20 protein-coding genes and 1 pseudogene are annotated in these 22,090 nt (G+C 32.3%); all 21 read left to right on the forward strand.

Features of this window, described 5'->3' with window-relative positions; genetic code table 11:
• Positions 1-22 precede the first annotated feature (22 nt).
• On the forward strand, positions 23-4,402 hold the full coding sequence (locus D7029_RS14300) for an RHS repeat-associated core domain-containing protein (RefSeq protein ID WP_194951020.1): 4,380 nt from the start codon (positions 23-25) through the stop codon (positions 4,400-4,402).
• Positions 4,389-5,474 carry an ankyrin repeat domain-containing protein gene (locus D7029_RS14305; RefSeq protein ID WP_194951021.1) on the forward strand — a complete coding sequence of 362 codons (1,086 nt, stop codon included), beginning with the start codon at positions 4,389-4,391 and terminating at the stop codon, positions 5,472-5,474. Before D7029_RS14300 ends, D7029_RS14305 begins: the two co-directional genes overlap by 14 nt.
• A gap of 223 nt (positions 5,475-5,697) precedes the next feature.
• Positions 5,698-6,174: pseudogene (locus D7029_RS14310) on the forward strand (RHS repeat-associated core domain-containing protein); the annotation flags it as partial.
• Between the two features lie 391 nt (positions 6,175-6,565).
• Entirely contained in the window at positions 6,566-7,309 is a 744-nt protein-coding gene (locus D7029_RS14315) for a hypothetical protein (protein ID WP_194951022.1), read from the forward strand.
• A gap of 112 nt (positions 7,310-7,421) precedes the next feature.
• Positions 7,422-9,200, forward strand: coding sequence for an RHS repeat-associated core domain-containing protein (locus tag D7029_RS14320; protein WP_228766693.1), 1,779 nt, complete (start codon positions 7,422-7,424; stop codon positions 9,198-9,200).
• Positions 9,201-9,216: 16 nt separating this feature from the next.
• The gene (locus tag D7029_RS14325) at positions 9,217-9,597 is read left to right on the forward strand and encodes a hypothetical protein (protein ID WP_194951023.1); all 381 of its coding nucleotides are present in this window, start codon (positions 9,217-9,219) and stop codon (positions 9,595-9,597) included.
• 373 nt (positions 9,598-9,970) lie between these two features.
• The gene (locus D7029_RS14330) at positions 9,971-10,612 is read left to right on the forward strand and encodes an RHS repeat domain-containing protein (protein WP_228766694.1); all 642 of its coding nucleotides are present in this window, start codon (positions 9,971-9,973) and stop codon (positions 10,610-10,612) included.
• Between the two features lie 2 nt (positions 10,613-10,614).
• On the forward strand, positions 10,615-10,944 hold the full coding sequence (locus D7029_RS14335) for a hypothetical protein (protein ID WP_194951024.1): 330 nt from the start codon (positions 10,615-10,617) through the stop codon (positions 10,942-10,944).
• Between the two features lie 650 nt (positions 10,945-11,594).
• Positions 11,595-12,053, forward strand: coding sequence for a hypothetical protein (locus D7029_RS14340; RefSeq protein ID WP_194951025.1), 459 nt, complete (start codon positions 11,595-11,597; stop codon positions 12,051-12,053).
• 120 nt (positions 12,054-12,173) lie between these two features.
• Complete coding sequence (locus D7029_RS14345) at positions 12,174-13,169, forward strand: hypothetical protein (protein ID WP_194951026.1); 996 nt, start codon at positions 12,174-12,176, stop codon at positions 13,167-13,169.
• 291 nt (positions 13,170-13,460) lie between these two features.
• Positions 13,461-13,952 carry a hypothetical protein gene (locus D7029_RS14350; protein WP_228766695.1) on the forward strand — a complete coding sequence of 164 codons (492 nt, stop codon included), beginning with the start codon at positions 13,461-13,463 and terminating at the stop codon, positions 13,950-13,952.
• A gap of 139 nt (positions 13,953-14,091) precedes the next feature.
• Positions 14,092-14,352, forward strand: coding sequence for a hypothetical protein (locus D7029_RS14355; protein WP_194951027.1), 261 nt, complete (start codon positions 14,092-14,094; stop codon positions 14,350-14,352).
• 86 nt (positions 14,353-14,438) lie between these two features.
• Positions 14,439-14,804, forward strand: coding sequence for a hypothetical protein (locus D7029_RS14360; RefSeq protein WP_194951028.1), 366 nt, complete (start codon positions 14,439-14,441; stop codon positions 14,802-14,804).
• A gap of 47 nt (positions 14,805-14,851) precedes the next feature.
• Positions 14,852-15,394: an SMI1/KNR4 family protein gene (locus tag D7029_RS14365; RefSeq protein ID WP_194951029.1), complete on the forward strand. Its 543-nt coding sequence runs from the start codon at positions 14,852-14,854 to the stop codon at positions 15,392-15,394.
• A gap of 46 nt (positions 15,395-15,440) precedes the next feature.
• Complete coding sequence (locus D7029_RS14370) at positions 15,441-15,974, forward strand: imm11 family protein (protein ID WP_194951030.1); 534 nt, start codon at positions 15,441-15,443, stop codon at positions 15,972-15,974.
• A gap of 657 nt (positions 15,975-16,631) precedes the next feature.
• Positions 16,632-16,961 (forward strand): hypothetical protein, encoded by a 330-nt coding sequence (locus tag D7029_RS14375; RefSeq protein WP_194951031.1) that lies wholly within the window; start codon positions 16,632-16,634, stop codon positions 16,959-16,961.
• Positions 16,962-17,100: 139 nt separating this feature from the next.
• Positions 17,101-17,475: a hypothetical protein gene (locus tag D7029_RS14380; protein ID WP_194951032.1), complete on the forward strand. Its 375-nt coding sequence runs from the start codon at positions 17,101-17,103 to the stop codon at positions 17,473-17,475.
• Between the two features lie 825 nt (positions 17,476-18,300).
• On the forward strand, positions 18,301-18,777 hold the full coding sequence (locus tag D7029_RS14385) for a hypothetical protein (protein ID WP_194951033.1): 477 nt from the start codon (positions 18,301-18,303) through the stop codon (positions 18,775-18,777).
• Between the two features lie 268 nt (positions 18,778-19,045).
• Positions 19,046-19,342, forward strand: coding sequence for a hypothetical protein (locus D7029_RS14390; protein WP_194951034.1), 297 nt, complete (start codon positions 19,046-19,048; stop codon positions 19,340-19,342).
• A 746-nt stretch (positions 19,343-20,088) separates the two neighbouring features.
• A complete protein-coding gene (tssB, locus tag D7029_RS14395) occupies positions 20,089-20,586 on the forward strand; it encodes a type VI secretion system contractile sheath small subunit (protein ID WP_088494827.1) in 498 nt (165 codons plus the stop codon).
• 20 nt (positions 20,587-20,606) lie between these two features.
• Positions 20,607-22,085 (forward strand): type VI secretion system contractile sheath large subunit, encoded by a 1,479-nt coding sequence (gene tssC, locus D7029_RS14400; RefSeq protein ID WP_194951035.1) that lies wholly within the window; start codon positions 20,607-20,609, stop codon positions 22,083-22,085.
• Positions 22,086-22,090 lie beyond the last annotated feature (5 nt).

Raw genomic sequence — 22,090 nt, forward strand, 5'->3', positions numbered from 1 at the left:
TAAAAAAAGAAAGGATGCTTTTATGACTCTTCCTAACGCTGCCAGAGAGCATGATGAAATTATTCATACTAGTGTGTGGGCTGATATTGTTTCTATTGTTGCTGAAGGTGTTGTTTATGCGGCCGCAGGTGCTGCTGTTGCCGCAATTGCTGTAGTTGCTGCCCCTGCGCTAGGGCTTGTTAGTGCATCAGCTGCCGCAGTAGCGACCGCTGTTGGTGGGAGTTGTATCGCTTCTGGTTTTATTGCAGGAGCTATCATTAGTGCAAGTAAATTAGGAGATTCTATTTCCCAAGGCTGTACTAATTTTGCTAATGCAATTTTCCCGCCTTCACCCGCAGGAAAAATTGCCACAGGCTCAAATAATGTTCTTATCAACGACAAACGAGCCGCTCGTGCTGCAGGTCGTTTACTCACAGAAACAGAAACGGCTAATATTCCTCCAGCAAAAAAAAATGATTCTTTTTTAGATTATGCCAGTATGGTGCTTAATACAGGCAAAACCTTCGTTTCTGAACTTATTCAACCCACCGTTGATATCCCGAAAGGTGCCACTACTGAAGCTGATAATGACCGTATCCTTTGTGATAAACATCCGCCAATACAATATATGGCAGAAGGTTCGGATAAAGTCTCGATCAACGACCTACCTGCAGTACGTGCTAATGACAGATCAACGTGTGAAGCAAAAGTTTCAGAAATTGTTTCAACTAATGTCGCCATTGGAGGAGGGAATGTTGTTGTTCGTCCCATAAAAAGTGGCAAACTACCCGGTTTAGAATTGATGTATATGGCAGCTTCAATGCTGAGAGGGAAACCTAAGACTATCTTCAAAAATATGCCTTGTATGCTAGCGATGTCAGGCATAGGGATGGGAATTGATAGGTTAACTAATGCTGTCAGTGCGGTATTCAATCCTGTTCATGCGGCAACGGGGGCGAAGATTTTATATGAAGATGAACTCGACTTTACTCTTCCATCGAGATATCCGTTTATTTGGCAAAGAATTTATAATAGCCGTAATAAAAATAATGGGTTATTTGGACAAGGTTGGAGTACCACGTTTGAGACCTGTGTTATACGAGAAAATAAAGGCTATTGTTACCATGATATGGGTGGACGAGAGCTGCGTTTTTCATCCATTGAGCCTGAAATTCAATATTTCAGTCCTTCTGAAGGTCTTATTATTGCAGCTAATGAAAAAGGCTATCTTACTCTTGGTGATAGTGATGGCTCTTGTTGGCGCTTATTTGGTCCTTTAACTGAAAATAGTACAACACTTTCTTTATTATCCATTAGTGATGAATACGGTAATGGATTATTATTTCACTATGATGAACAACAAAAGCTAAGTTCAATCACAGATACAGCAGAATCGCTTCAGATTATTTTTCAATACCAAGATCCTTTACATTCTCAGCGTATTACCCATATTTATGAACAAAATAATAAAAGTGAAAATATTTGCTTAGCAACGTACCATTACAATAAACAAGGTCAACTCACCAAAGTTATTGATGCTAGCAATATTATCACCAGAGAATATCGCTACAACAACCACAATTTATTAATACAACATGCAAAACCACAAGGGTTAGTTTGTGATTATCAATGGGAAAAATTTGATGATTGGCGTGTTGTTGACTATAAAACAAACGCAGGTGAACACTGTGTTATTGATTATCAAATCGATAGCAAAACCACGAAAGTCACTCATATTAATGGTCTATCACATACCCATATTTGGAATGAGCAATTTTTAGTCACAGAGTATATCGATGAAGCAAATAATACATGGCAATATAAATGGAACGAGCTTGGGTTACTCAGCAAAACCATTTCACCATTAAATGAACAATGGCAATACCACTATGATGAAAATGGGTGTTTAACAGAAGAAACAGATCCCCATGGTAAGACGACACTGACATCTTGGTTATCTACTCGAGACTTAATTAGTAGTATCACTTTACCTGATAGTAGTAAAACTTCATTTCATTACGATATTCATCATGGGATAATTGCTGAAACTGATGCGTTAAACCAAACAACCACATTTGAACGAGATATTTTTGGTCAAGTTATAACTCAAATTGATGCTAACAATGGAAAGGTTCATATAAGCTATAATGTGCGTGGTCAAATGACACGTTACCAAGATTGCTCCAATAAAATCACCCATTATCGCTATAACTCTCGCTACCAACTTATTGAAACTGAAGATGCTGAACACGGATCTTCTTATATCGAATATGATATTGCTGGTCGCCCACAGTTAATTACACGCGCTGAAGGTTGGTGCCATCAATTTTATTGGGATAATTGTGGACGACTTTATCAATTTAAAGAAGCTGATGGCTCTATCTCTCGTTATCAATGGAATGATTACGGATTACTTTATAAGTCCATTAATCCTAAACAAGGTTCCATCGTACGTCACTATGATGAACGCGGTCGATTACTCTCGTTATACAATGAAAATAATGAGCCTTATCACTTTATCTGGGGTGAAAATAACCGCCTACTTTCTGAAATAGGCCTAGATGGTGTTGCAACCGAGTACCAATATGATGTGTGTGATCGTGTGATCCAACAAATATTCGCAGCTAATACCCCCCAAGCCTTTGCTCATTCTGCTCGTTATAATGCATTAAGCCAACTTATTGCAAAACAAACACCTGATGGAATTACCCATTTTCAATATACTCTCAGTGGGCAACTGACTCATGCTCGCTTTACATCACAAGGCAAATCACCCTATTCACAATTTGCCCATTTCGAGTACGACAAATTAGGGCAACTCACTAAAGAACACACTTTAAGCGGCAAAATTCACTATACCTATGATGTATTAGGTAATAAAACATCCACGATATTACCTGACGGAAAAGCACTAAAAACACTTTATTATGGCAGTGGGCATGCGCTACAAATCAATCTTGACGATACGGTCATTACTGAATTTACTCGTGATAATTTGCATCGAGAAATTAGTCGAACTCAAGGAAAAAGGGTCAATTGGCGTAGTTATGATCGCCTAGGCCGTTTAACTCGACAAGCTCAATATCATCAGGGGCAATATATACGCCCTATCAATGAAACCCGTTGGGATTATGACTTACGCCATAATTTAATCACCACACAAGAAGAAACAGTACCCTATGGTTGGAAGCATTATCAATATGATGCGACCGATAACTTAACACTGCGTCAAAGTGATCGTTATTCGCCTGAAACTTATTATTACGATGCTGCGGCAAACTTATTACAAGAAAGGGCAACCACCCCCTGCCAACATAATCGTCTTACTGAATATCAAGGAATTTATTATCAATATGATATTTATGGTAGGACGATTGAGAAACGCACTGATACTGGCTCTTGGACTTATTCCTATAATGCTGAGCACCGTTTAAAAACCGTACTTCATCATCCTGTTAATCCAGAAGAAAAACGGTGTTTTGTCCAATTTGATTACGACCCATTAGGGCGTCGTTTACATAAAACTGTCGAATATCTTCCTGCACTACAACTACCACAGGCACAACAGCGCTTACCTTTAAAAGCACACACTTGTGGTACGACTACCTTTTTATGGGAAGGCTTGCGATTATTAAGCGAATATCGACACGGCATTGACATGCTCTATATCTATGAAGATGTGGGCAGTTACTCTCCCTTAGCGCGCGTTGATACATTAAAAAATAAACAAACTGTTTTTTATTTTCATTGCCAGCCTAATGGTTCACCTGATGCGTTAGTTGATGGTAACGGTGATATTCAATGGCAAGCTCGCTTCACCTCTTGGGGTAAAACAGAAATTGAATTAGGAGAGTTTCATTATTATCCTCAAAATCGTGATCAAAACTTACGTTTTCAGGGGCAATATCTCGATAGGGAAACAGGTTTACACTATAATACCTTTCGCTATTATGATCCTGATATTGGTCGATTTACCCAGCATGACCCGATTGGGTTAGCTGGTGGGTTAAATCTGTATCAATATGCCCCCAATGGATTAGTGTGGGTTGATCCTTGGGGTTGGGAAAAATGCCGTTTATCTAAAGAAGATCTAGAAAAACTAGGGCCCGCACCTGACGGAATGAAAAACCCACATAGACACCATAAAGTTAGAGAGAATGCACCTTCAAATTGGTCTAAAAAAAATCGAAATTATATACTTCAAGCACAAGATGTTCTTAAATACTATGGCATTGATCTAAATACAGATTTAAGAAATTTCACTTGGGCTAGAAATGGTGGTGGTGCTCATACAATAAAAGCGGCACAACATGTTCACGAAAAAATAATAACTGCGGCACCTCAAGGAAAAGATGCTGTAGAGGAAGCTTTAAATGATTTAGGGAAAGAAATGATAAAAGGTAAGTTTTATGAAAGAAAATAACATAGATATATATAAAATAATAAAAGACGAAAATGTAGAAAAACTATCAGAATATCTAAAAGATTTAAACTTATCTGAGATTAAATTTGATAAATCACTATTACATAGATTTTCAGAAGAAGGTAAATATTTATTATGTGACTTCATAATAAATAAAGGTTTCAATACCAATGTGATAGATAGTAGCTATCTAACACCTCTTGTTGAGGTCGCATTTGAAGGATATATAAATATATTAACTCTTTTGCTTAATAATAAAGCATGGGTTGATGGAGATCCTCGAGGGATCACAACACCATTAATTGAGGCATCCTGTGGTGGTCATTTAGACATTGTCAAATTACTTATCAAATCTGGCGCAGATATTAACCGCCTACAGATGAATTTCAATCGTACCGCTTTAGATCTCGCTATATCCTATGGGCATACCGATGTTGCTCAATATTTACAATCAATGGGAGGACGAAAAGCATTCGAAGAAATGCAAGCTGGCGTCATTGAAGGTGATGGTATTCTCTCCCATATTTATAAAAATGTTGGCCCTATTCTAACTGATGAATATTGTTCTGATAATATTAGGTTAATGACATCATGGGTAGGAAATGGTAATTACCATAAATTATTTTTTACCTTCGGCAATTTTAAAAGATTACCTCACACTGAATTTTTAATCTGCTTGCCTTATAATTGGCCAATTAATCGGGCAATATTCCAAAGTGATTACAAAGATAATTTCCCAATGAAATTACTTTCCTCACTCTCTGAATATTATAAAAAAAGTGAAGTCATTAAAGAAGGTTTTATTTTAGATAAAAATGATGAGCAATGGAAACACCTTCATTGGCCTGATGAAATCGATGCACTCGTTACCGTTGATTATTCTTTCGATCATCAAGAAAAAGAAATATCTATTCCTGAAAATGAAGAGGTTAATTTATTACTATTAATCCCAATGAAATATACTAAAACAGGGAAACCAGATGGGGAAAAATTAGAAAAGTGGCTAAAGAGAAAAAGAACAGCATCATGGAAAAGTATTTCATTTAAAAATGATTGGCTCTCAGATAAATAATTTATTTTTTATTTATAAAATAGGCATTGTATTAACAATGCCTTTATAATAATTAATCAAGATATACAATAAAAACCAAAAAGTATTATAATAAAAAAGGGAGTGTTAATATTCTATCTACAATATTCATAATTCAATAACTAAATAAAAATAAATACACTAATATCCTCTTTCTTCATTTTTAGATCCTTCCTTTAAAAATAAACGCATTCAGCGTGTCGATTACCTGTGGTCTGGCGACCAGATGGTGCAAGAAACCCCGATTTATGCTGATGGTACACCGGCTTATGATTCGCAAATTCAGTGGCTCTATCAACCCGGCGAAATTACCCCAACGGCACGTTATCAACGTGGAAAACTGCATTATGTCGTCACTGACCATCAAGGCACACCACGCGAAATCTTTAGCGAAAAAGGCATTGTCAGCTGGGCAGGTCGGTTAAATACCTGGGGACAAATGGCATTTTGGCAATCTCATGATGATTATGCCGATAACGACCCAGAATACACTGAATGTCATTTTCGATTTGCCGGACAATATGAAGATAAAGAAAGTGGCTTGTATTACAATCGCTTTCGCTACTATGATAAGGACACTGGGCAATATATTTCACCTGACCCTATCGGATTATTAGGTGGCTTTAATCCGTATGGGTATGTGCATTGTCCTATTGGGTGGGTTGATCCGTTTGGGTTGGCGGGTGAGGATTGTGATAAGCTTCTTAAGTTGTCATCATTCAATCCAGTACCTAAAAGTATTAGGCAAGAATATGAAAAAATTATTACTGGCGAAGGTACACCAAGAGTACATGCTAATACAGGTATTCAAAAAACCTTAGAAGATAGGAAAGGAAAAACCAATAAATTCTGGATTGGTGCAAAAGAGTGGCAAGTTGTTCATACTGGAAAAGGTGTCGATCCTCACCATCGTATTCTTGAGCAGACATTACCAAATGGTCAAAAAGTATATGGATATGTATTGAATCATGATTATGAAAAAGTCTATAAATTTCCGAGCCCATGGTATCCCGATGGTGGTAAATATCCAGGACATAAGCCAACCAAATAATATTTAACTTAAGGCGAGCATAGTGGAGCATACAAAATACTATATATGTATTAATGGGATGAAAATTATCTCAGCATATAATCTTGATATCTTAGACTTAAACCATATTGATAATGAGAATATGTTTTTTCTTCTAATTAAATCAGATGAAATAAAGATTTCCGACAGTATCAAAATAAAAACAAATGACATAATTAACATATCATTTTATATAAATAACACATGTATTTATGAGTTTGATAGTAATTTATTAGATAATGAAATCAAGTTAAATGAAGGTCAAAATTTATCATTAACGATAAAAACAACTGATTTACCACCATTAGCTATTTCTAATATTTTAAAAGAATGGGCAAATGGAAATGAAATATTTTATTGGAAAAATAATAAATGTGAAAAATCAAAAAAAACATGGTTAACTTCATGCCTATATTGGCAACAAACATTACCATTAAATAAAAACATAATATTAAACCCTCACATTAATTTAGATAACGTAAATAACATTCTTGATTTTTTCTGTATGCTTGGCGAAGCATTTTGGGGAAGAAAAGGATATATTGGAAAAGATTTCTATGGATTTAATGATCTATTAGGCGATCTCACAGCCAACGGAAATAAAATAAATATTTATATTAAAAATGATAAAAAATTAAAAAAATTCCTAGAACGAATTAGTCCAATTAATCATAGTTATTATGATATTTTTATGTCCATTCTAATAGATAATAATTGTAATATAATAAATGTAGAAAATAAATCATGAACTCCGTTATCATTATGATGAGACAGGATTAGTTACCAAACAAAGCATTTGGCTTGTCGATGATATTGAGCATAAGTGCCTTTCTACAACCACTTATCAATACAATGAACGTTTGCAACTTATTCGTGCCACCAATCCTGATTCGGTGGTGGAATTTGAGTATGACAACCAAGGGCATTTATGTTGTGAACGGATAAACGGACAAGAGATTACGCATCAATGGGATGAGGAGCACGATATTCTCACCCAAACCCGCTTTGGTGAGCGTGAACTTCATTATGTTTTCGGTCAACTTCATGAACTGACTTCACTGCAAGTCAATCAACATGCACCCTTGCAGTTTAGCTACAACGCACTGGGGCAAGAGTTTTTACGTCAAAGCCAAGCCGGTTTTGCCAACTCCAGCCATTACACCGCTACTGGATTATTAGCGCATCAACGTGCAGGACGAGGTACAGAATCCTTTTTACAATCATTACACGATAATCCGCTCCAACCACCCATTTCGACCGATGTTCATCGAGGTTATCAATACGATAAAGCTTTTAATCTGGTCAATATCGATGATGCACGTTGGAACCGCACACAATACCGCTATAACGCCAACGACCAAATTATTGAAACCCAATACAGCAACCAGTTTGAACGTCAAAGTGAAAAGTTTCAGTACGATAACAACCTGAACATCACAGAGCATCAGTTTATTCCGTCTGATGCGCATGGTGCTTTTTTACAACTGGCACAACAGCAACAAAAAGGCCGCGTCACTCGCCGTATCACCGCTAAAGGCTACCAAGATTACCATTACGACATTAATGGTCGATTAACCCAAAAAGTGGTTCATCAACACGGTTTTCTAGCAAAAACATGGTATTACCAATGGAATACGCTTAACCAACTTGTCGCCTGTTTTAATCCTGAAGGTGAATGCTGGCGTTACACTTACGATGCCTTTGGGCGACGACTCAGTAAAAGTAAGGTGGTCGATAATCGCCCTATTACACCGCCCAATTCTCCCTTTAAAAATAAACGCGTTCAGCGTGTTGATTACCTGTGGTCTGGCGACCAGATGGTGCAAGAAACGCCAGTTTATGCTGATGGCACCCCTGCTTATGATTCACAAATTCAGTGGCTCTATCAGCCCGGCGAAATTACCCCAACGGCACGTTATCAACGTGGAAAACTGCATTATGTCGTCACTGACCATCAAGGTACGCCACGCGAAATTTTTAGCGAAAAAGGCATTGTCAGTTGGGCAGGACGGTTAAATACGTGGGGACAAATGGCGTTTTGGCAATCTCATGATGATTATGCCGATAATGACCCTGAATATACCGAATGTCATTTTCGATTTGCCGGACAATATGAAGATAAAGAAAGTGGCTTGTATTACAATCGCTTTCGCTACTATGATAAGGACACTGGGCAATATATTTCACCTGACCCTATCGGATTATTAGGTGGCTTTAATCCGTATGGGTATGTGTATTGTCCAACAGGGTGGGTTGATCCGTTTGGGTTGGCGGGTGAGGATTGTGATAAGCTACTCAAACTTAATTCAGCACAACGGAAAAATATTTCCAATCTTAGAGAAGGTAAGGATGTTACAGTTAGAAATGTCGAAGAAGCAAGACAATTATTAGATAACATGCCAGAGCTTCGCCCTCATATAGATTTATTCCCCGCTAAATCAGGTGAATTATATCGTGGAACAGTATTTGGTGATGTATGGAAACAACCAGTTAGTACTTATCGAGGTGATTTATATAATATAAGAAATCCCTTGTCTGATGTTGTACATGAATCGAGTAATAAACTACATGATTTAAATCCTCATTATAATATTTTATTTAAAAATGGTACCAAAGCAGGAATAATAATAGTTCCATAGAAAGGAAAAGTGAAAAATGAAAGAAATAATAGATAATAGAGAGTTAAAAGCCCCCCCTTTAGTTGAGAGAGCAATATATCTTGATGACAATATAGTATCTATTGAATTTACTATTATAGGAGATTTAGATTTCAACATTGAATTTAAAAAAAAATATAAAAACAAAAAAGAGGCAATTAAAAGCATAGAGGAATTTATCAAAAAAAGTGATCTTGACAAAGAAAAAGATATTGATCTTATATATGAGACTCAAATGAATAAATCAAAACTATTAATTTTAAATAGCATTATAAACAATACGTTATCACTACCTGACCATGGAGATGGTTACTTATATCTCGGTGATATTGAATATATTAAAGAACTCACTAAAAAACTAAGAACTCGATTACTCTAATTATATGCAAAAATAAAATTAACTTTTCATGTATGGTTATACCCAAGTCCATATGTTACTCAAAAATTTTGAGTGATAAACTACTACATGAATAAATTCTTATAATACTAATGATAAAACTTAATCATTCGTGAAGTACGTTTTATAGAACATGAAATTCAATACCGTTAGAACCATTTATGGCGACTCTATTATGAGCGGATAAACAGACAAGAATTTTATGCCAAAGCCAAACCTATTTTTCTAATTTTAGCCATTACACCGTAACTGGATTATTGGATAACAGCAACAAAAAGGCCGTGTCACTCGCCGTATCACTGCCAAAGGTTATCAAGATTATCACTATGATATTAATGGTCGATTAACCCAAAAAGTGGTTCATCAACACGGTTTTCGAACAAAAACGTGGTATTACCAATGGAATACGCTTAATCAACTTATTGCCTGTTTTAACCCTGAAGGGGAATGCTGGCGTTACACTTACGATGCTTTTGGGCGACGACTCAATAAAAGTAAGGTGGTCGATAATCGCCCTATTTCACCGCCCAATTCACCCTTTAAAAATAAACGCGTTCAGCGTGTTGATTACCTTTGGTCTGGCGACCAGATGGTGCAAGAAACCCCGATTTATGCCGATGGTACACCCGCTTATGATTCGCAAATTCAGTGGCTCTATCAACCCGGTGAAATTACTCCAACAGCCCGTTATCAACGTGGAAAACTGCATTATGTCGTCACTGACCATCAAGGCACGCCACGCGAAATTTTTAGCGAAAAAGGCATTGTTAGTTGGGCAGGACGGTTAAATACCTGGGGACAAATGGCGTTTTGGCAATCTCACGATGATTATGCCGATAATGACCCTGAATATACCGAATGTCATTTTCGTTTTGTTGGACAATATGAAGATAAAGAAAGTGGCTTGTATTACAATCGCTTTCGCTACTATGATAAGGATACAGGGCAATATATTTCACCAGATCCTATCGGATTATTAGATAAATTAAGGTTTTAACTATGAAAAAAATTGAGATATATTCTAATATGTTGTGGAGAGCACTTTCCTATATAAGGAACGTGCAAACACGTCATTATTTTAGAAAGGCTTTTGATAAATCATGTTATTATGAAGCAGAGCTGTTACATAATGTAGTAATGTTTATTGCTAATGAGGAAATGACCTCTAATGATATATATTTCCTGAACAATCAAGCTAGATTCTATTTAGAAAAAACCAACAATGATGAATGTGCAAATTATTATTCTCATCAAGACGATATAAAAAAATTATTTAGCATTGTTCCAGAACACTTAAAAAACAAGCTAGAATGGAATGGTCCTCAATAACTTTACAACATTGACAAAAATGAAATAATTATATTACTCTGCACTTCTCGTTTAATAAAATCAAGCTATAAATATGATAATTAACTTTCACATTCTATAGCTTAATCACATCGTATAATATTTATTGATCTTTTCTTTCATTATTACAACCAAACCTTTTAATAATAAGCCTATTTTATAGTCTTTTAAAAATCATTTATAATTCATTTTGTTCTCTGGCGACCAGATGGTGCAAGAAACGCCAATTTATGCTAATGGCACACCTGCTATGGCTTAAGTAAAGTTAGACTAGGTGGCCAAATAAAAAATCATTCAAAAAAATATTAGCATTGTAATGAAGATGGCGTAATGATTTATGAGTCACGTATCAATTATGTATGAGAAAATACTATAGATACTAATATTTATGATATTACTGGCTACGAAAGCAAAGAGTCATTGACTATAATTCAAAAATATACATTTCAATATTATTATGTGGGTAAAAATTGTTACCTCCACGTTGTTTAAAACCAGAAAATAAGCACTCAACACCTGAAGAACTATCATGGGTAGGAGTTGATATTAAAAAATTAATATCTAATTAACTATAACGGACTAATAAAAGTATTTCTAATTCGTTTGTATTTTAAACTAAAAGGAGAGTCAACGTGAATTACTTTGAGTTTAGCTATCCAGATGGGAAAATTTCTAAAAACTTTCACCTAGAAAGATATAGTCTTTTTTTTCTATCCTATCGAGAAAATAAATATATTTGGACTAAATCTCACACAACTCTGGCTAATCGTTATTTCTCTGAGAATGGAAAAATTATTTCCACTTTATTTTATTCTCATAATGTAGCACAAGGAAGTTTTTCATTACTTTATAGCCATGGTAGCTCAGGGTTCTACTCTTTAGGAGATAAAAGCAAAATGAATCAGTTAATTGATTTGGATGGCCAACTTGATCTCATCTTTATAGGATCTTGTATCTCCCCAGAAAAAGCATTCTTAGTAATAGAAGATTTTTCTAAAAACCCGTTAGAGCTATCAAAAAAAATTGATTGGATTAACACTAAAGATGTAGACATGACAGAAAAATATAATCTACTAGGATTAGAAGACTAATACTAATATTATCTTTAATTTTAAATTATAATAAAAATATGATTAGTTCTCATATAAATTTCATGTCAAAAATTAAAAATTATGTCAGAAAAGATGAATTAAAGAAGAAGGAAGAATAAAGTGCCAAATAAAAATGAATTATCAGTCGCAATAAGTGAAATATATAATTATAAGCTAAAGATGCTATTTAACCCAAGGACATTGCCAATGGATGAATGTGATTTTATTTATTCCAATTGGGATGATGATTATGAAAAATTATTATCATTAAGGAATGATGATGATTCTTTATATCTTTCATGGTGGTGCGATTTATTTGATTTTGAAAAGGCAAAAAAAGAAATTTATCAAGGAGGGTATAAAAATCATGATATTTTCTTCTCCTTTTTAAGAATTATACCTTCTATTTTTTTAATAAACAGTAACGCTTACTATGAAAATAAAAACATATTTGTAACTTATTTTGTGAATCAACTCAAATCTAATTTAAGTGCTACTGGTGTATTAGATGAAGATGAGAGTAAGTCTGATTTTTTTAATTATTTAATCTATGAGCTAGGAATTGGGGATAGATTTTCAAAATATTTTATAGTTAGAGAAGAGACTTTATTATTCAACATTGAAAGTGATAAATTTACTGATGTTAAAGAATTAATAAAGACAGTCCATATAGTAGCATCTAAGTTTTCTCGTGATAGTAATAAAGAAAAACTAGACACTATAAAACAGTTTCAATTGGCAACGATAGATTTTTTACTTGATACTAAATGTGAATATAAACTTCCGTATGATGATGTATATATAGATTATTCCCACCCTAACTTATTTGTTAATCAGTACCATAGTGATAAAAAAAAGATATTTTCCGCACTAATAGATTGTCTTAATGAAAATCAATCAAAGTGTAATCTTTTTATATCCAACATCATATATATGAATTATATTTATTATGTCATAAGGAAGTGCCCTGCTGAAGTTTTAGATTTAAAAAAATATTGCGGTAAAAATAACAAACTATTTCTTAAAATAATTAGTAAAATAATAAACCGTAACTTCTATATAAGAAGTGGGGATTTTAAAGGATTAAATCTTGGGTATTACTTATCTAAAATATGATGGTGTAGTAGATATAATTAACTATCATAATAACCTTATTATTCACGTGCGTGCCATATTGCACTAAGTTGCTACTTATGATGCTTTTGGGGTACGACGCAGTAAAAAAAGTGATTGATGATCACCCTATTTCGCTGCCAATTCACTCTTTAAAAATAAAAGTGTTCATCGTGTCGATTACCTATGATTTGGCAACCAGATGGTACAAAACACCTCGGTTTATACCGATAGTGCACCAGATTATTAGGTAACTTTAGTTCAAATAAAATAAAAATAATTTAAGGTATTTATATGTCAGAAGAGAATAATCATTTTCTATCAGATGATGATGTTATTGTAGCAATAAAATATAAAAATATAATTAATTGGTATCAAGCTGATAGAGAAATATGGATAATGGATAGATATAAATGGAATAAAGATTTTATCGATAAAAATATAACTTGTTCTGAAGATAATGCAGATGATAGATTTGGTATTCTAGTTATTAATGATAAAAACAAAAGAGATTTTATTGAGAACCTTTTTCCTTTTATGCTCGATAATAAAAAACTAGAAGTAATACAGAATAGAATAAAGGAATCATCTTCTTGGTGGGAAGTTTATAATATATTTCCAATTGCATTTATTGATTTTGATTCAAAAAAGTTAAGTGCATGTTATCCATACCCAGGAAATACACCACTAGAGAGGTATGTACCAGATGATTGGAATGGTGAGTTTACTGATTTCATGCGTAATCTAGATAAAATATTCTACCTAGAAATAAAAAATATTGGGTAATTAACAACATTGATTATTTGGAAAAACTTTCATCTTTCCTTTTATTACATTCCGTATAATGTGGATTTTACTAATATACTAAAAAATGAATATTATGTTACACATTTATGCTAAAATTTAATTAAAGACTAAAAAATTCATGAGCATCAATGAAAATTTAAATTTATCAACACCGTATATTTATATTGAGAAATGGCATTATAAGCATGAAGACTTAGCTAGACTTTTAAAAGAATATAGAAGCCCATCAAGTTTTTATGTTTTATATTTAGCAGCAAATTTGAAACTAGAATATTTAGATTTTGATGATAATTATTCGCTTGCTGTAAAATGTATCTGGGGAATAAATAGCATAGGAAATGAAAATGCAATACAAAAATTAAAAATCCTTTCTAAATAAAAAATAAGAAGTAATACCATTTTACTACTAACTGATGGTCAATAAAAAATAATTTAACCAACTATAGAATAAATAAGGTAAACAATATGACATATGTAAGAAAAGATTTTTGGAATAAAGAATTTAAATATTTGTTAATTACAGGATGTGCAATTAGAGATAAGGATAATTGTATGAATAAAAAAGAATTAATCTGTTTAATAAATGAAATAATCAACATGCTAAATGCACTAAAAAAAACTAAAAATGAAGATAATATAGACACTATTTTAAAACTTTATAAAAAAGTACTTCTATCTTTAGAATCAGGAAATTTAAAAGATAATATTACAAAAAATATGACTCGAGGATATCTAGAAATTTATAGTGATTATGACAACGCCGCACTTAAATTAATGTACCAATGTGAGAAAGAAATTGATCTATACTTATTAGTATCAAACCAGCAGTAAGTCATCAGTTCAGTATCCGATATAATAAACTTAAATAAAGATAAGAAATGATAAGCAAACTCAAATTTTTAAGAGTAAATTTTATATCAATTGACGTAAGTAAAAAAGTCACCCTTTTAGAAAATCTTGAGAGAATAATAGGTGTATTACCTAAGGATTATCATGATTTTTTATTATATTTTGGTAGTAATATAAAATTTGATGCAATAGTAATTTTCAAAGGCAGTAAATCTTCACCATGGGCCGATGAAAAAGGATTAGATACTATCGATTATTTTTATGGTTTAGATAATATCAATAAAGGCTATACTATTTTTGAAATGATTGAAACATATAAGAATGATCTTGAAATAAAATTTATACCTATTGGTTGTTCATCTGGTGGAAATCAAATATGTATATGCAATCAAGGAAATATAAAAGGAACCATATGGTTTTGGGATCATGAAAAACTCCCCTCTTTTAATAATGAACAAATTGCTTCCGGGCTAACATTAGTTGCTAATAACTTTAAAGATTTTATTGATAAACTTGAAATAGAAAATAACACTTCCCCCTCAAAAGCTATAGGTGGTTACCTTGACTTTTAATTTTAAGTTAACAAACTAACTCCTTATAATAAATATATGGTGTAATATGTATTATATTATAGAAGAAACATATGAAGATGAATATTATACAGATGCTGTAGTCGAAAACATACAAGAGATTTTAGACTATAAAGTATCTTTACCTGAAAAATTAGGAGATGACTTTCCTAGATTAATGGTAAAAGTAATATCTAAAAATAAGCCCAGTGATTTTTTTATGAGTGGCCCAATATTAATAGTATCCAAAGAGTTAAAAGGTATATTTGACATATTTAATTCTAAAATAGAATACTTTCCTGTTTCTCTTACCCATAAAAAAATAATATATGAGAATAGTTTTTATTTTGCTCATGTACTATATGATATAGATTTTATTGATAAAGAAAAATCTATCTATACGATGGATCATGGTTATTTTGATGAAATAGTGAAACTAGTTATAAACGAAAATATACTGGATAATGAAGCAATCGTAATATTGACTAAATCATTTTCAAGAGTTTTGATTATAAATGAAGAACTTTTTAAAGAAATAAATAAGTTAAATATTAGAGGAATTAAATTTTCAAAAAAATATTAATCCTTCTTTGAAAGCAAGCTGGAAGAACTTAATGCCATACCTAGTATTATAATCTCATTAAATCATTACCCTATTTGGAATTATCAATGCGATAAATCTTTACTCTGAACGATATCGATAATATTCACTGAAATAACATACAAGCCAGAACATCATGATTGGGTTCCTATGACTGAAAGTATATTACGCAATACTATGAAATTAACGTATAAATGAGATATGCTTCGTTAACTCGATTAGAAATGAAATTAATGTCTAAAGCTATACAACTATTATTTGTTGATAGCAATATAATTTCACAACAACAATTGGGGACAGCAAGAAGATATGTAAAATCTAAATGTTGTTATTAAGTAAGGTGTAACTAATCGGATTTAATAAAATTACTATAGACAGTGTAGATCATAAAATAGGTTATATCGGTGGTGGTGCATACTTAGAGAATATAACAGATTGGCCTATGGATAATAATAAATGACCAATGTTTCCTTTCATTAGTTTGGAAAAAGCTTTTTCCAATAGATACTTTTTCAGATCATATGATTATAAAGAAAATTAGCTATATTATAATCGTTATTTCTACTATGATGAAGACACGGAAGAATATATTTTACCTGATCATGCGGCTTATTAAGAAATAAACAGGATTTAAATTTAATGGACAAGACAAGTATATATATTGACATGCTTAACAAAGTATTATCCTATATCAGAAACATTCAAACCCTATCCGCTTTAAGAAAAGCATTAGACAAGACTTGCTATCAAGAAGCAGAATTATTGCATGATATTGTCAAATCACTATCCTATCCACAAATGACTGAACATGATGTATATTTTCTTAATAATCACGCTCGTTACTATTTAGAAAATGCTAGCTCACAATATTCTAACAACTATAATTCCCATAAAAAAAACATTAAATTATTATTTAAATTAGTTCCAGAAAATTTAAAAGATAAGCTTGAGTGGAATGGGCCTGAATGATTCAACTATAAACGAATATATTCATGCATTAAATTATTATTTTATATATGATGAGTTCTTTACTTAAATTAAGTACTGAAAACTGTTGGTCATAATATTTTCACCTCCCGTATATCTTATTAAAAATATTGTTGGCATTATGAATATAGAAAAAATAAGCTCTATTTTAAAAGAAAATGATTGGTGTGATATGGAAATATGTGGCTTCCATAAAAATGATCTAATCGTTAAAGGATGTTTGGATATAACAGACCAAAATTATTTTATTGAATTGAAATTTGGAAATGCAAGCTATATTGATGCACCGCTATCATGGACGATAGATACAACAAATGGGAAATTTATAAAAGTTACTGATAGAATACATTTTATAGAACACTTGCCAAACTACCAAAAATATTTTCATCTAGGTGGAAAATATTCATTTTCATTTTTAGCAGAGTTCTTTTCTTCAAAAGAATGGGTACATATAATTGCAGACTCTATTGAATATAAAATAATTGTTCAGGGATAAAATTTTATATAAATTAAAGAAATTTAATAAAGAAAATAATAAAAATACACAACTAGAATTTTTACATGAACAATGTTATTTTATAATAAAAAACCATTATAATACTTGATTTTTATAAAAGCTAGGTGAACTTAATAAGCATAATCTATCAGACTACTATCTAGTTATAATACAACCTATTCTTAATTAGTCACCATTGGATTAATATGGAAAACAGAATTTACAAGATTAAAGAAAAATGTGATGAAATTCTTTCATTTAATATATGGTTTAATTTAAATGACTCTTTTTTTAGCCGATTATTGAATTAATCGATATTGATAGCGATTTTCTTATAAATTTATATAGTACGGTTGAAGATAAATATCTTGAAATTTTATATCACAATACTATTATCATCCCTGTTATAGAATCTATCCAAAGTGAAAGTTTTGTTAATCATATTAAAAAACTAAAAAATAAACTTACTTTAATTGATGATCTTTTTATTTATGATATAGAGTCAGCATTATTTATTAATTACGATAAATCAAAAGATCCTCTAAGTGTAAATAAATTTAATAAAATTTATATGAAATTAAAAAATATCATTGTACAATCCTCTAATGAAATTTTTAGTGAAAAACAAATTATAGAAACATTAGAATCTATTATGAATTTTTCAGAAAATAACCACATGAGTATTTTAATTATATTCATGCTTACTGGTTAAGACTATATTTTAATAGAGCTTTTAGAGTTATCAGTCATCCTAAAAAAATAGAGTTTTATAAAAAACACTTATCATAAATTTTTCCAAATGGTTATTTTAATACGTTATAAATTATGAAAAACCCAACTAACCCCATCCAAAACAAATGGATAAATAATAAGCTAATCGGACTGGATCTTGTTTGTGAGCCGTCTGGATTGATAAGATTTATCGACATTGATTTTATTGATAATCCTCAATTAATACATTCCTATCAAAAGGAATATTTCCTTTTATATAAAGGTAAAACAACCTTCGATGATTTACTTCAAAGTAATGATGATCTTTGGTCTGAAATTCAGATAAATAATAAAATATTGATTGATGATAAATACATTCTATTCTGTGGTGAAGGTGAAATGGGGAGTGATGGTTTTATTGTCAAAACAGATATAAATAATAATATATTGTGGTTTTTATATTCAACAACTTCAAACCCATTTGTAAGTATAGAACGAAAAGGAAATATAGTTTACTTTCAGTCAACCTTAAATTTTCACATTGCATTAGATTTAATTAATAATGATATTTTTATCACCACTACTTTTTAAGATACTACTCATAGCCGTTTTATGCTCAATTGATTAAATTACACTAAGATTATTAACAATAAATATCTCATGATGCTCTATGATTAGCTACACAGAAAAAAATACGATTATCATAAATAACGATATCTACTTAACACCTACCTGTACCCTGAAAGATATCATAACTTCTCTTTACCCTTAGGAAAAATGGATAACCAATTCACTGGGTGAAACTGTCGCTTATCGGTTAGTTTTAGGTAAAGCGAAAAACCGATATGGTCGGTTATTTTTGATCACTCATTTTACATCACCCGCAAATGAAAACACCTTGCTAAGTTCATGGTACTTGGCACCCGAAAAATTAATGGATGGAATACAAAATAGCCCTAAAGGAAAAATAACCCACAATCTAAAACAATGGTTTCACCAAGAAACCGGAATCAAACTCCCGATTGCAAGTCAACAAATGCATATTGGTGTCTCTTACGATCCGTGGAATAGTTCAGGCTCTATCGTCTGCCATTATCGTTCAGGCTTCAATAGTGATATCGAATGGAAAATATTCCATAAACAAAATAAAGGATAATGGTAGCGAGTAAATTACCTTTATTTAAGTTAAATATCATATTGTCTATAAATCAGAGATAAGTAATATATCATTTAAAATCTTACCAATCATATTCGAAATGACTTAAGAATTCCTTCTTGTTTTTATCAAATAATTTCACTTAATATTATTCCCTTATATCAAATTTAACTTTCAATCATAATAATAACGACAGGTTACATTATTTTCACTTATATCACAGCTCTATTTTTCATCAAAACAAACATTAAATATAAAAAAATAAAATAAATAGCTGAACAGAAATTAAAGTAAAATTAACGTTAAATATCTTATACTTATAGAATCTTGGAATAAATAATTCATAGTGAAATTTCTATTTTCCATATTTGCAATTTAAATTAAATATAAATTAATTTATCCCTATCGAGTTGCATAATATGAGTAAAATAGATGAAAAAACTTACTTATAAAGTTAAATCATTATATTTAAATTAAATACGACACTAATTAAATGTAATGAAAAGTAAAAAACACTAAATATTTCTTATTGACTCAAGGACGGTTTTATATAAAACTAAATGCATATATTAGAAAAAATTACTTATTATTTTATTTTTAGTTATTATTTTATTTCTACCAGGAAAATTAAACTCATATAAGGTAATTACATTATTGCCTAGGATAGGTATTTCTTAATTTAAATTATTCATCAATACGCTGAGTATTTAATTAAGAACTTAAGCTAAATAAGGAGCTTAGTTTAAATGAGTAAAAATACTCTTGGTAGTGTTGCGCCCAAAGAACGTATTAATATTAAATACATCCCTAATGATGGTGGTGTTCAATCTGAAGTCGAATTACCTTTAAATATGCTTATTGTGGGCGATATGAAAGGGAAGACGGAAGAAACCCCCATTGAAGATCGTAAAACCATTTCGATAAACCAGAACAACTTTAATTCTGTTATGGAAAGCGCCGGTATTAATCTAAATATTGCGGTTCCAAATGCATTAGATGAAAAAAGTGAGTCTGATCTTAACGTCAATTTAGAGATTAAATCACTACAAGATTTTTCTCCTGATAATATTGCACGCCAAGTTCCTGAGCTAAAAAAACTATTAGAACTAAGAGAAGCGCTCGTTGCGCTAAAAGGTCCTCTTGGCAATATTCCTGCTTTTAGAAAACGTCTGCAAGAGCTTCTGGAAAATGAAGCCACACGCGAACAGTTACTCAAAGAGCTCGATATTGCTAGCCAAAAATAATATTTACAGAGGATTATTCTATGTCTTTAGTTAATGAAGCCCAACAAGAGCAGGCAATAACATCTGGTGGCTCTTTGCTTGATGAAATTATGGCACAATCAAGAATGTCGCCAGAAACTGAAGCTTATGATATTGCCAAACAAGGCGTCGCAGCCTTTATTAGTAATATTTTTGCTAATCCATCAGAAGAAGAGCCAATCAATAAACTGCTGATTGATAAAATGCTTGTTGAGTTAGACACTCAACTAAGTGCTCAAGTCGACCAAATTTTACATGCGCCAAAATTTCAAGAAATTGAATCTTCATGGCGTTCATTAAAATTACTTGTTGATCGTACTGATTTTCGTGAAAACATTAAAATCAATATCTTACATGCAACAAAAGAAGAGCTCTTAGAAGATTTTGAGTTTTCACCTGAGATTGTACAATCCGGCTTTTATCAGCATGTTTACTCTTCAGGCTATGGTCAATTTGGTGGTGAACCTGTCGCGACTGTGATTGGTAACTATGCCTTTAATAACACCACGCCTGATCTGAAATTAATGCAGTACGTCAGTGCCGTGGGCGCAATGGCTCATGCGCCATTTATTTCATCTGTTTCACCTAATTTCTTAGGCATTAATAGCTATGCTGAATTACCGGCTATTAAAGATTTAAAATCAGTATTTGAAGGCCCCGCTCACACAAAATGGCGTTCATTACGCGAATCTGAAGATGCACGTTATTTAGGTTTAACAGCACCTCGTTTCTTAGTGCGCTTACCTTATTCACCTACTGAGAATCCAATTAAGTTATTTAATTACTCTGAAGATGTGAAACAAGACCATGAGCATTATTTATGGGGTAATACCGCTTTCTTATTAGCAAGTTGTATTAATGACAGCTTTGCAAAATATCGCTGGTGTCCAAATATTATTGGTCCTCAAAGTGGCGGAACTGTGGGTGATTTACCTGTTCATAACTTTGAAGCGATGGGTGAATTACAAACTAAGATCCCAACAGAGGTTTTAGTCACTGACAGACGTGAATTTGAATTAGCAGAAGAAGGTTTTATCACTTTAACAATGCGTAAAGGTAGTGATAATGCGGCATTCTTCTCTGCAAATTCAGTACAAAAACCGAAAAACTATCCTAATACACGTGAAGGAAAATTAGCAGAAACTAACTATAAGTTAGGAACTCAACTTCCTTACATGTTTATTATCAATCGCTTAGCTCACTATATTAAAGTCCTACAGCGCGAACAAATTGGCTCATGGAAAGAGCGTCAAGATCTTGAGCGTGAGCTTAATATCTGGCTAAAACAATATATTGCGGATCAAGAAAATCCACCAGCAGATGTTCGTAGTAGACGCCCTCTTCGCTCAGCTCAAATCCAAGTTCTTGATGTTGATGGTGATCCAGGTTGGTATCAAGTGGCTATTCAAGTTCGCCCCCATTTTAAATACATGGGTGCAAACTTTGAGTTATCGCTTGTTGGTCGCTTAGATAAGGAATAAGTGCG

Origin of the sequence: Proteus vulgaris, assembly GCF_016647575.1 — a bacterium.
GTDB lineage: Bacteria > Pseudomonadota > Gammaproteobacteria > Enterobacterales > Enterobacteriaceae > Proteus > Proteus mirabilis_B.